Source organism: Pseudoalteromonas sp. SWN29 (assembly GCF_015864465.1).
In the GTDB taxonomy this organism is placed as follows: domain Bacteria; phylum Pseudomonadota; class Gammaproteobacteria; order Enterobacterales; family Alteromonadaceae; genus Pseudoalteromonas.
In genome coordinates this window covers 50876-63322 of the sequence record NZ_JADYXE010000012.1, presented here as the reverse complement: position 1 = coordinate 63322, position 12447 = coordinate 50876, and the positions used below count along the sequence as shown (strand labels likewise).

12 protein-coding genes are annotated in these 12447 nt (G+C 39.1%); 9 read left to right on the top strand and 3 right to left on the bottom strand.

What is annotated here, in order from left to right:
- The first annotated feature begins 137 nt into the window (after nt 1-137).
- Together lpdA and I6F53_RS06570 are read left to right on the top strand one after the other, a co-directional pair.
- The gene (gene lpdA, locus I6F53_RS06575; protein ID WP_007586124.1) at nt 138-1562 is read left to right on the top strand and encodes a dihydrolipoyl dehydrogenase; all 1425 of its coding nucleotides are present in this window, start codon (nt 138-140) and stop codon (nt 1560-1562) included.
- Nucleotides 1563-1885: 323 nt separating this feature from the next.
- Nucleotides 1886-2566: a tRNA-uridine aminocarboxypropyltransferase gene (locus I6F53_RS06570; protein WP_197238956.1), complete on the top strand. Its 681-nt coding sequence runs from the start codon at nt 1886-1888 to the stop codon at nt 2564-2566.
- A 10-nt stretch (nt 2567-2576) separates the two neighbouring features.
- Here the strand turns inward: I6F53_RS06570 and I6F53_RS06565 are convergent, their stop codons facing one another.
- On the bottom strand, nt 2577-3092 hold the full coding sequence (locus tag I6F53_RS06565; protein WP_165727149.1) for a hypothetical protein: 516 nt from the start codon (nt 3090-3092) through the stop codon (nt 2577-2579).
- Nucleotides 3093-4029: 937 nt separating this feature from the next.
- On the opposite strand from I6F53_RS06565, the gene I6F53_RS06560 reads away from it, so the two are divergent.
- Genes I6F53_RS06560 through I6F53_RS06545 form a run of 4 tightly spaced genes read left to right on the top strand, consistent with a single transcriptional unit; the run spans nt 4030 to nt 8663 of the window.
- The gene (locus tag I6F53_RS06560) at nt 4030-5034 is read left to right on the top strand and encodes a Fe(3+) ABC transporter substrate-binding protein (RefSeq protein ID WP_197160337.1); all 1005 of its coding nucleotides are present in this window, start codon (nt 4030-4032) and stop codon (nt 5032-5034) included.
- Nucleotides 5034-6665 carry an ABC transporter permease gene (locus I6F53_RS06555; protein ID WP_165727150.1) on the top strand — a complete coding sequence of 544 codons (1632 nt, stop codon included), beginning with the start codon at nt 5034-5036 and terminating at the stop codon, nt 6663-6665. The genes I6F53_RS06560 and I6F53_RS06555 overlap by 1 nt, the downstream gene beginning before the upstream one ends.
- Complete coding sequence (locus tag I6F53_RS06550) at nt 6666-7715, top strand: ABC transporter ATP-binding protein (RefSeq protein ID WP_197238955.1); 1050 nt, start codon at nt 6666-6668, stop codon at nt 7713-7715. It begins immediately after the preceding gene.
- Nucleotides 7716-7763: 48 nt separating this feature from the next.
- Nucleotides 7764-8663, top strand: coding sequence for a Dyp-type peroxidase (locus tag I6F53_RS06545; RefSeq protein WP_165727152.1), 900 nt, complete (start codon nt 7764-7766; stop codon nt 8661-8663).
- 7 nt (nt 8664-8670) lie between these two features.
- Here the strand turns inward: I6F53_RS06545 and argR are convergent, their stop codons facing one another.
- A complete protein-coding gene (gene argR / locus I6F53_RS06540) occupies nt 8671-9138 on the bottom strand; it encodes a transcriptional regulator ArgR (protein WP_002957753.1) in 468 nt (155 codons plus the stop codon).
- A 225-nt stretch (nt 9139-9363) separates the two neighbouring features.
- Between argR and mdh the strand changes: the two genes are divergently transcribed.
- On the top strand, nt 9364-10296 hold the full coding sequence (gene mdh / locus I6F53_RS06535) for a malate dehydrogenase (protein ID WP_007586102.1): 933 nt from the start codon (nt 9364-9366) through the stop codon (nt 10294-10296).
- A gap of 86 nt (nt 10297-10382) precedes the next feature.
- Here mdh and ispB read toward each other — a convergent pair whose 3' ends face one another.
- Nucleotides 10383-11354: an octaprenyl diphosphate synthase gene (gene ispB, locus I6F53_RS06530; RefSeq protein ID WP_007586099.1), complete on the bottom strand. Its 972-nt coding sequence runs from the start codon at nt 11352-11354 to the stop codon at nt 10383-10385.
- 422 nt (nt 11355-11776) lie between these two features.
- On the opposite strand from ispB, the gene rplU reads away from it, so the two are divergent.
- The gene (gene rplU, locus I6F53_RS06525) at nt 11777-12088 is read left to right on the top strand and encodes a 50S ribosomal protein L21 (RefSeq protein ID WP_002957748.1); all 312 of its coding nucleotides are present in this window, start codon (nt 11777-11779) and stop codon (nt 12086-12088) included.
- A 16-nt stretch (nt 12089-12104) separates the two neighbouring features.
- Nucleotides 12105-12362: a 50S ribosomal protein L27 gene (gene rpmA, locus I6F53_RS06520; RefSeq protein ID WP_002957747.1), complete on the top strand. Its 258-nt coding sequence runs from the start codon at nt 12105-12107 to the stop codon at nt 12360-12362.
- The last annotated feature ends 85 nt before the right edge of the window (nt 12363-12447 follow it).

The window sequence follows — 12447 nt, the reverse complement described above, 5'->3', positions numbered from 1 at the left end:
TTTTTAGCTGGGATTTTTACCATTTGCAATGATACAATCTTTGCACAAATTTGTGATCTGCTCTCACTTTCTGCCTTGCAGAAACATGGCAGTTAAACTTTAGGGCAGTGTCCCGTTCAAACAATTAAGGTAATAGCATGAGCAACGAATTAAAAACTCAAGTTGTTGTACTAGGCGGTGGTCCTGGTGGTTACTCTGCGGCATTCCGCGCTGCTGACTTGGGCTTAGAAGTTACATTGGTAGAATCTCGTGAAACATTAGGCGGCGTATGTCTTAATGTTGGTTGTATTCCTTCAAAAGCACTTTTACACGTAGCTAAAGTGATTGATGATGCAGCTGAAATGTCATCTCATGGTGTTACTTTTGGCGCACCAAAGATCGATCTTGACCAAGTTCGTACTTGGAAAGATTCTGTAGTTGGCCAGTTAACTGGTGGACTAGAGGGCATGGCTAAAATGCGTAAAGTGAAAGTTGTATCTGGTTACGGCAAATTCACTGGCAGCAATACTTTAGTAGTTGAAGGCGAGAAAGACTCTACAACTATCACGTTTGATAACGCGATTATTGCAGCAGGTTCTAAACCAGTTAACTTACCTTTCATCCCACAAGATGACCGTGTAATTGATTCAACTGGCGCGCTAGAGCTTAAAGATGTACCAGAAAAACTACTTGTACTTGGTGGTGGTATTATCGGTCTTGAAATGGGTACGGTTTACCGTGCACTAGGTTCTGCAATTGATGTTGTAGAATTTGCTGACCAATTAGTTCCAGCAGCTGATAAAGACATTATCAAAATTTACCAAAAATACGTAAGCAAAAAATTCAACGTAATGCTTTCAACTAAAGTTGTTGGTGTTGAAGCTAAAAAAGATGGCTTATACGTAACGTTTGAAGGTAAAAACGCACCAGCAGAACCTGTACGTTACGACAAAGTGCTTGTTGCAGTTGGCCGTACTCCAAACGGTAACTTACTTGATGCTGAAAAAGCGGGCGTAAACGTTGATGAGCGTGGCTTTATTAATGTTGATAAGCAATTACGTACTAACGTAAGCCATATTTTTGCAATTGGTGACTTAGTTGGCCAGCCTATGCTTGCGCATAAAGCGGTTCATGAAGGTCATGTTGCTGCAGAAGTTATTTCTGGTCAGAAGCATTTCTTCGACCCTAAATGTATTCCTTCGATTGCGTATACTGACCCAGAAATCGCTTGGGTAGGTGTTACTGAGAAAGAAGCAAAAGAGCAAGGCCTAAAAATTGAAACTGCGGTATTCCCGTGGGCAGCTTCTGGTCGTGCTATTGCATCATCTCGTACTGAAGGTTCTACTAAACTTATCTTTGATAAAGAAAGTGGCCGTATAATCGGTGGTGCTATGATCGGTATTAACGCGGGCGAAATGCTTGGCGAAATCGGTTTAGGTATTGAAATGGGTGCTGATGGTGAAGACTTAGCGCTTACTATTCATGCTCACCCTACATTGAATGAATCAATCGGCCTTGCAGCTGAAATTTTTGAAGGTTCGATCACTGACTTACCAAACAAAAAAGCAGTTAAAAAGAAGTAATTTAACTTTTTAGCATTTGTTTGAAAAACCCAACTTCGGTTGGGTTTTTTATGTCTGGTTTTTAATTTAAGAGATGTTGAATTAATTCAATAATACCAATCTGCTTATATATGGGGTCTATTTAACGTTAAGAAAATTACGCTAGAACTAGGCAAAAGTTTTTGTATCTAGTTGTTCTAAATAAAAAATTTTTAACGAAGTTATAGTGCAATTTAATTCGTTAAATTGATCAAAGATTTATGCAGGTTGGTATGACTATAAATATAAGATTAAATAGCGATAAGTCGTTACAATGCGCGCTTAATTAATTGAAGGTAAATACAGTGAAAAACTCAGTTTTGGCATTACGCGCTCAGCAAATAAGTGAATCTCGCCGTGAATTCAATGCGCGAGGCGGTAAATTAGATCGCTGTGAACAATGCTTAATAGCCAAACATTACTGTATTTGTAAAGGTGTTGAGCACGCTCAGTGCGACGCTGCTGTATGTTTATTGATGTACCATAATGAAAGTTTTAAGCCCTCTAATACAGGACGATTAATCGCAGAAATTGTTCCTAATAACTATGCATTTAGATGGGATAGAACAGACCCAGCTCCTGCTTTTTTAGCTTTAATAAACGATCCCCAATATCAACCAATGGTAGTATTTCCTGCTGAAGACGTAGAAGAGGGCAGAGCAATTACTGAAGTTAATATTGAAGAGGGTAAAAAGTTACTATTTATATTTTTAGATGGTACGTGGCGCGAAGCTAAAAAAATGATTCGTAAAAGCCCTTATCTAGATAATTTACCGGTACTTTCTGTCACTGCTGATAAACTATCTGATTACCGCTTACGTGTTGCCCCTCATGCGCATCAGCTAGGCACTGCTGAAGTGGGGATTATGGTATTAGCACTTGCGGGAGAAATGGATGCATCTTCTAAATTAGAACAGCATTTTATTAAGTTTCGTGATGCGTATTTGCTTGGTAAGCGCAATAAAGGCCGACCGCTAGAAGAGTAGTTTTACGCAGTTAAGCGAAAGCTTGCTGCTCTTTTAAGTGAGCAAGTGCTTTATTTTGAATTGCTCTGAAGCCTTCTTCAGATGTTAATTGTAAAACCGTATTATATAATTGGCTTACGCTATTGTGAGCCTGAATAAACGAGGTGCAGTCCTCACCAATCATATCCTTAGCCTCTTCGACTCGCTTTAAAAAGTAACAGCTAATATCGGTTTTTCCTTTAAAGTGAGTAGTCGCAATAGCGTTAGATATTCTATTAAGCTGATAACTAAATTCATCAGGTCGAGAACCCTCACCCCATTTACTAATAGAAATATCGCTTTCTAACTGGATAATTACGTTAAGTATGTTTTTAAACTCACTCATTGGCATATTTAAAAAGTTATAACCTTTGGGGCTAAATAAAGCTTTATACGGATTTTCGTTGGGAGTTTGGGCACTAAAAACGCCAATTGGTTTTGCTGTACTTGCGTCTGATACTTTACATAAAAAGGTATTGCTTTGCGGCGTTTTAAAATTCATATCCATTGAGTATTTATGATCCTTGCGTTACTTAGTTATCGGCGCAATTAATGAAAAACTTAGCGAAATTTAAAATATTAATAAAGTATTTCAAGGTATTAATATTGATTAGCTGGGATGCAGTATTACCCTGCAAAAGTTAGTGGTAGTTGCTTAGAGCTTTACTAAACCCAAATTTTAGGCAAAGAAAAGCGCGCTCTATCTCTAGGCGCGCTTGCGGAATCTTCTAATTTTCTGCATCCTGCAATTGAACTTAATCAACTCCAATTTTTACTAATCCATGTTTATTACTATATTACTTTTTAGTTCTATGTAATGTAGACCATCCGGGCCTGTATCCTTAAATTCCTAAACATCCTGTAGGGTAAATACTATTACCAAATCCTTAATTACACTTCCTAGTGTATCCCTATTTTAACCAATCCATTGTGTTGCCTTAAAGGCCTGTCCATTTATTCCTTAAACATCCTGTTAAACAACTTAGCCGTGTTGTTATCCTTCTCGCATCTTCCTGACACTGTCCTTTTTACAACATTGCGTTGTGATACTCATCCTGAGCCTGTCCTAAAATCCGTGTTGTCCTGGTAACCTAATCATTGGTTGGTTGAGTAAGCAGTCCATTTCCTTTTACTCAATAAGCGTCATTGCTTGGTTGATGCGTAAATTATAGTGCAATAGAGCAACTAAAATAGGGATAAAACTACATTCAATTAGTATTTATGCAATAGTAATAATGTAAATGTTCAATAAATACAGTTGCTTAGGTGGTTTTTGTGTGTTTTTTATCTTGATTTTTACTCATTAGCTGTCACATCCGTGAGACATCTCTTACACTGCATTTCCTTTTTGGGCGTTATTTACATATTTACATTTATTTAAAGTGTGCACTTTTTGAATGAGCGCGGTAGAATTCGATGATAATAACAATTATTTAGGTGAAATAATGAAGACAGTATTTACACTTTTTTTAGGATTAGCAGCATCGGCACCAGCCTTTGCAAGTGACGTTGTTAATATCTATTCTTTTCGTCAGCCGTTTTTGATTCAGCCAATTTTAGAAGATTTTACAAAACAAACGGGAATAAAAACCAATGTTGTTTTTGCTAAAAAAGGGTTAATTGAGCGTGTTAAACGTGAAGGTAAGCACAGTAAAGCCGATTTAGTATTAACCTCTAATTTTAGTGCGCTTATTCAATTAGAAGATTTAAAATTAACACAAACTATAAAAAGTGACAGTGTAAATAATAACGTGCCTGCAGCTTTTCGTGACGGTGATGGCCAATGGGTCGCGCTCACTAAGCGAGTGCGTAATGTGTATTCATCAAAAGAGCGAGTTGGTGAGTTACCTAAGCTCACTTATGAAGATTTAGCAGATCCTAAATACAAAGGACAAATTTGTACGCGATCAGGCAAACATCCATATAACTTAGGTTTAGTGGCTTCTATGATTGCACACCATGGTGAAGCGCAAACCAAAGAGTGGCTTGAAGGTGTTAAGGCTAATTTAGCACGTAAACCTCAAGGTAACGATCGTGCTCAAGTTAAAGCAGTTAAAGAAGGTTTATGTAACTTGGCATTAGGTAATAGTTACTATCTTGGTAAAATGCTAGAAGATAAAGAGCAAAAAGGTTGGGCAGAGGCCGTAAATATTAACTTTCCAAATCAAACTAATCGTGGCTCACACATAAATGTTTCGGGTGCGGTTATTACCAAATATGCTAAAAACCCTGAAAATGCATTAAAGCTCATAGAATATATGACCGACAGCAAAGCACAAAACATGTATGCCTCATTAAATATGGAGTATCCAGTTAAGTCGGGTGTTGAACTATCAAGTTTGGTTGCCTCTTGGGGGAGTTTTAAAGAAGACAGCTTGCCACTTGATGAGATTAGTAAATATCGTCCGTTAGCGCTTAAGCTAATTGATGAGGTGAAGTTCGATCTTTAATGACTAATAAATTTAAGCTGTCTAAATGGCAGCTCTTTGCGTGGTCGACTGGCTTAATTCTATCGGCCCCGTTGTTTTTTCTTCTTTTTGAATCTCTACAAGGTAGCTCTGAGGTGTTTTCCCACCTGTGGGATACCGTGCTTTGGGATTACATAACCAATACCGTATTGCTTGTTTTAGGTGTTTGCGTCCTTAGCTGCGCCATAGCTTTGCCACTTGGGTGGCTAACGGCTTACTGTAGTTTCCCGGGTAAAAAACAGTTTGAATGGGCACTTATGCTGCCCCTTGCTATGCCCACCTATATTATTGCCTATGTATACACTGATTTATTAGATTATGCGGGCCCGGTGCAAATAGCGCTGAGAGAATGGTTTGGCTGGCAATCGCCTAATGACTATTGGTTTTTTGATATACGTACATTACCCGGGGCCATCGTTATGATTGCCTTGGTGCTTTATCCGTATTTATTTTTGATTTTTAAAACGGCTCTTCGCGAGCAGTCATTCAAATTAGTACAAGCTAGCCAGTTAATGGGATTATCTCCTTGGCAAAGTTTCTTTAAAGTAAGCTTAGTACTCTCTCGTGGGGCTATTGTGGCGGCTCTTGCGCTTATAAGTATGGAAACCATGGCTGACTTTGCAACAGTGAGTTATTTTGCCGTAAGTACATTAACGACTGCCGTATACGATACGTGGTTTGGTTATTACTCACTTACAGCGGCAGCTAAAATATCGGGTGTGATGTTATTACTGTTATTTTTAGCATTAATGGCAGAGCGCTTTAGTCGTCGTAACCAAGCGGTATTTGAGCGCCAATCAAGTGTAAATAGTGAATCTCTCTATGTATTAAAAGGAAAGTCAGCTTGGCTCGCAACGGCATTTTGCAGCTTTATTTTATTTATCGCGTTTGTAATCCCTATTGCAGTACTTATAAATTACGCCATTACCTACTTTGATAAAGCATGGAATGTAGAGTTTTTTAGTTACGCTTGGCAAAGTTTAAAAGTGGCTGGGGTTGTGAGCCTAATAACGATTACGTTGAGTATTTTTGTCGTTTTTTATCAGCGTGTGGCAAAGCAAACGTATCCGCTTATTCCCGGGCGTTTAGCAAGCACAGGATATGCGTTGCCTGGCACAGTACTCGCTATTGCGGTTTTATTACCGCTTACATTATTAGAGAACACCATTAACACAGCGCTCGAGCCGTATAATTTAGATATTGGCTTACTGCTTACAGGTAGCATTCTTACTATTATTATTGCTTATATTGTTAGGTTTTACGCCATTGCACACGGAGCAATTGAGTCGAGTTTTTTACGTATTAGCCCATCACTTGATATGGCAAGCCAATCAATGGGTAAAAGCCAAGGGCAAACGCTGCGTTTAGTGCATCTACCTTTACTGCGAAGAGGATTGCTTACTGCTGCGTTATTGGTATTTATTGAGTGTATGAAAGAACTGCCAGCTGCACTATTGCTCAGGCCGTTTAATTTTGAAAGCTTAGCTACTCATGTATTTCAGTATGTGAGTGACGAGCAGTTAGAGCTTGCTTCAATATCGGCATTATTTATTGTTATTGTTGGGTTTATTCCTTTGTATTTTATTAATCGTTCTATGGAGCAGCGTAGTTAAATGAGTAGTTTAATTTTACAAGGCGTGAGCTATCACTATAACGGTACACAGGTTATTCACGATTTAGATTTAACAGTGGGTAAGGATGAAATTGTTTGTCTACTCGGAGCGAGTGGGTGCGGCAAAACGACCACGTTAAAAGCGATTGCAGGTTTAATTGAAGCTAAGCAAGGGTCTATTTTTATAGACGGTAAATTAGTGAGTGATGAGCAATCGTTTGTCTCGCCTGAGCACCGTAACATCGGCATGATGTTTCAAGATTATGCATTGTTTCCGCATTTAACGGTGGCAAATAATATCGCATTTGGGCTTAGTAAAATGAGTAAAGCTCAAAAGCAGCAACGCGTTGATGAAATGCTTAAGCTGGTACATTTAATTGGCTGTGCTGACAGGTTCCCGCATCAGTTATCGGGTGGTCAACAGCAGCGTGTAGCTATTGCTCGTGCATTAGCTTATAAGCCTAGTTTATTGCTACTTGATGAGCCCTTTTCAAATATCGACACACAAGTACGCTTTGAATTAATTGCCGATATACGTCGAATTATTAAGGCAACTCAAGTATCTGCTGTGTTTGTTACACACTCAAAAGAAGAGGCGTTTGCGTTTTCAGATACACTTGCCATTATGCATCGCGGTAAAATTGAGCAACAAGGCACGCCTGAGCAGCTTTTTGCAACGCCATGTTCAAAGGAGGTTGCAGAGTTTCTGGGTCAGGGCATATACTTGAGCGCAGAAGTATTAACAGCAACTGAATATAAAACGCCATTTGGTTTAGTCGAATCTTATGTTGAAAGTAAGCATAACGTAAGCATAGGGCTGATATATGTACGTCCGCATCAAATAGAATTAGTGGCAGATAACCAAAGTGACAAATTTAGTAAGCGAGCTACAATCATAAGTCGTCGCTTTATAGGTTCGGCATATATTTATTCGGTTGTTATTAATGAGCAAGAAATTGAAGTTGCAGCACAATATGGCCAGTCATTTGAAAATAATGAACAGGTTATAATAAAAATAAAACCTCACACGGTGAATTTTTTCGAATCGTAATTAATTTGTTATTCGCTGTGTTTTTATCTGTAAAATTAAGGAATAACAATGGCGCAAGCGCAATCAGGGATTTGTGCTGAAGCAAACTTACACGGTTTGCACTTATTTTTTAATGTGTTTGATGGTCAAGATGAATCACTTCGCGCAAAGTTAAAACAAGTAAGCGCTATTGAAGAAGAATTTAGCGATCAATTTTCAGAATCAATGCTCTCTTGTATGGTTGCTATTGGTGCGCAATATTGGCCGCATATCCTCCCTGAATACATCCCAAGCGAATTACAGAGCTTTCCTAATATAAACCATAGCGATCATCAAATGAGCGTACAACCGTGCGATTTATTTGTGCAAATTCGCTCTGACCGTGAAGACGTTAACCATTTATTTGCGCTGCAAATTTTAAAACTATTTGCCCCCGATGTTGAGCTGGTGGAGCAAATTCGTAATTTTCGCTTTTTAGATGGTCGTGATTTTAATGGTTTTATTTATGGTGGCGACACCGCACATGGAAGAAAAAAGCGCGCTACGGCTTTAATTAGTAACCCTGGCAATTTTGAAGATCAGGGGAGTTATATTCATGTACAGCGTTATAAGCATGATTTAACTATGTGGCAGCACTTATCATTGAGTGAGCAAGAACAAATAATGGGGCGTACGCGCCTTGATAACACACTAATTATCCCCGCGATTGAAACCAGCCATGCTTCACGTAGTGAGCTAAAAGACGAAGACGGACAACCGCTATTATTAAATCAGAGCATGCCTTATGGCGATGTGTATGAGCAGGGAATGTTATCAATTACATGCGCTAGTACGGGTACTGCATTTGAAAAAGTACTTAAAAGTCGTTTAGGAGAAGGTGATTGCTACGACCACTGGCTTGATTTTACTCAAGCCGATATGGGTTCTGCTTTCTTTGCGCCTTCAGTCGGGTTTTTAAAACAAATTTAGTTTGCTATTAAACCGTATCAAATAAAATGCGAACACGTTCAAGTGTTACATCTATTTCAGATATTTTAGCAGGAGCGATAAAAATAGTATCGTCGCCTGCAATTGTTCCTAGTACGCCATCTGCTTTACCTAATGAATCTAATAAACGCGCAATAAGCTGAGCGGCGCCTGGACTGGTACGAATAATGATCATCATTTCGTTGTGCATAATGTCGATTACTAATTGGCGTAATGGGCTTTTAGCCGTAGGTACACCCATTTCAGCTGGTAAGCAGTAAACCATTTCTTGTTTGGCGTTACGTGTGCGTACAGCACCAAATTTACTTAGCATGCGCGATACTTTACTTTGGCTTATATTGTCAAAGCCTTGATCTTTTAATGCATCAACTATTTCGCCTTGAGAGCCAAAATTTTCTTCTTTTAATAGTGATTTAAATGCTTTTACCAATGCTTCTTGTTTATCTTGTGGTTGCATAGTCTTTATTCGTTTTTGTTATTTATGCCGCAAATTCTACACAAAAATGAATAATTATGCAGCAGTTGTTTAGTTAACTTGCCAGTTTGATGCGTTAAATCACAAAAGTTTACGACTATGGTCGAAAATATACTTGAAATAGACAGGATAAATTTGTTTTTAGTCGCTAATTTCATTATCTTAAGAGCCACAAATGTTTCCTACCTCAAATTACGGAGAATTCCAATGAAAGTTGCTGTATTAGGTGCTGCAGGCGGTATCGGCCAAGCGTTGTCTTTATTATTAAAAACAGGCTTACCAGCTGGCTCTGAATTATCACTTTATGATGTTGCACCAGTAGTACCAGGTGTTGCGGTTGACCTTTCTCACATCCCAACAGATGTTAAAGTAGCAGGCTTTGGCGCAGACGAATTAAACAAAGCGCTTGAAGGCTCTGACATCGTTCTTATCCCAGCGGGTATGCCACGTAAACCAGGTATGGATCGTGCTGATTTATTTAATGTAAATGCTGGTATCATCAAAACTTTAGCAGAAGGCATTGTTGCTAGCTGTCCTAAAGCGTTAGTAGGTATTATTACTAACCCAGTAAATGGCACAGTTCCAATCGTTGCTGAAGTATTCAAAAAAGCAGGTACTTACGACGCTAAACGCGTATTCGGTATTACTACGCTTGACGTTATTCGTTCAGAAGCATTTGTTGCTGAACTTAAAGGCGTAGACGTAGCAACTGTGAAAGTACCAGTAATTGGTGGTCACTCAGGCACAACTATTCTTCCTCTACTTTCTCAAGTTGAAGGTGTTTCTTTCACTGATGAAGAAGTTGCTGCACTTACTCCACGTATCCAAAATGCGGGTACTGAAGTTGTAAATGCTAAAGCAGGCGGTGGTTCAGCTACGCTATCTATGGGGGCTGCTGCAGCTCGTTTTTGTATGTCTTTAGTTAAAGGCCTACAGGGTGAAGAAGTTGTAGATTACGCTTACGTTGCTGTTGAAAATGGCGATGCAGAGTACTTTGCACATCCAGTACGTTTAGGTAAAAACGGCGTAGAAGAAATTCTTTCTTACGGCGAACTAAGCGCATTTGAAACAAAAGCAAAAAATGACATGCTTGAAACACTGAAAAAAGACATCAAAGAAGGTGTTGATTTCATGGCGTAATAGCCAAAGTAGAATAACAAAAAAGCCTGCATTTGCAGGCTTTTTTATTGCTCAGAATTAATTTCACACTGTGTAACTAGTTAAAACTAGTGGTCGCGGTCAACCGCAATACGAGCAAGGCTTATGAGTGCTTGCTTATAGTCAGACTCAGCTAAAAAGTCTAAACACGCAATAGCTTTGTCAGCTTCAAGCTCTGCTTTTTGCATTGTAAATTCAAGCGCATTAGTTTGCTTTAGTGCCGATAGAATGTCTTCTAAATGCTCCATACCATTACTGTGCTCTATTGCATCACGAATAAGCTGCGTTTGCTGCTCGCTACCATGTTGCATAGCATAAATAAGTGGAAGCGTTGGTTTGCCTTCAGCTAAATCATCACCAATGTTTTTACCCAACTGCTCAGCATCTGCATTGTAATCGAGTACATCGTCTACTAGCTGAAACGCAGTACCTAAATGCATACCATATAGGTTTAGTGCATCGAGAGTAGTTTGGTCTTGCTCAGTAATAATGGCAGCAAGGCCTGTCGCTGCTTCAAACAACTTAGCTGTTTTAGAGTAAATAACCTGCATATAACTGGCTTCGGTTGTATCTGGGTCGTTGCAGTTCATTAACTGCAATACTTCACCTTCAGCAATAATGTTTGTTGCATCGGCAAGTACTTGCATAACCTGCATTTTTCCAAGGCCAACCATAAGCTGAAATGAACGAGTGTAAATAAAGTCACCAACCAATACGCTAGCAGCATTACCAAATTCAGCATTTGCTGTAGGTGTGCCACGTCGTAAGTTTGATTCATCTACAACATCGTCATGCAATAGCGTTGCTGTATGAATAAACTCAACAATTGTTGCAAGTGTTATGTGATCTTTACCCTGATAACCGAGCGCTTTGGCTGCTAAAATCGCCAGCATTGGACGAACGCGTTTGCCGCCACTGCTAACTATATATAAACCAAGCTGATTAACTAACGCCACATCTGAGCGCATTTGCGCATGTATAAGTTGATTGACGTCATTCATATCGCTTTCGATTAACGCCTGGATAGCTTTTATATCCATTGATCTCCGAGCCAATTTTTATGTGTGAACGGCGCAGATTGTACAACAAAAAATGCACTAGCTCGATATTTTGTGACGATTGATTGAAAAAACACTATTAAAGTACTTAATTTAGACTGAATTAGCCAAGATAACTGATTAATTGATAATCAATATACAGTTTATGGTGTGCTTAGATATTAAGCTGTGAGGGTCATATTTGAGTGCATTAATTTATTTCGACTAAGAGTTAAAAAGCGCTTGGCAAAAGGGCTAATTAATATAAAATGGGGTAAATATTGAATTGCTCTCAAAGCAGCTACTTTTTATTCATTTTAATTACAAAATAGGCTTGCTAGTTATTTCGCGTTAGCGTAAACTTCGCGCCCTATCGAAGAATATTTTAGTTGCGCCGATTTGAGGGTGCACAGACGGAGTTAATTATGTACGCGGTTTTCCAAAGTGGTGGTAAACAGCATCGTGTGACTGAAGGTCAAACGATTCGTCTTGAAAAATTAGACGTTGAAACTGGTGCGGCAGTAGAATTTGATTCAGTACTTTTAGTTGCTGATGGTGAGAAAATCGAGATCGGTGTACCGTTCGTAAACGGTGGCAAGATAACAGCTGAGGTTGTTTCACATGGTCGCGGTGAGAAGATTAAGGTTGTTAAATTTAGACGCCGTAAGCATTCTCGTAAGCAAATGGGCCATCGTCAATGGTTCACTGAAGTTAAAATCACTAGCATTAGCGCTTAATTAGAGGTACTTAGAAATGGCACATAAAAAAGCAGCTGGTAGTACTCGTAACGGTCGCGATTCAGAAAGCAAACGCCTAGGTGTTAAGCGTTTTGGTGGCGAATCAGTTCTAGCGGGTAGCATCATTGTTCGTCAGCGTGGAACTCGTTTCCACCCTGGTACTAACGTAGGTATCGGTAAAGACCACACTATCTTCGCAAAAGCAGATGGTAAAGTTCAGTTTGAACAAAAAGGTCCTTTAAACCGTAAATACGTAACTATCGTAACTGAGTAATCAGTAAGGTAGTTAAAAACCCCGCCTTTGCGGGGTTTTTTGTTTTGTAGTCAGTCAAAATATATACCCAAGCCTGCATTTGTGT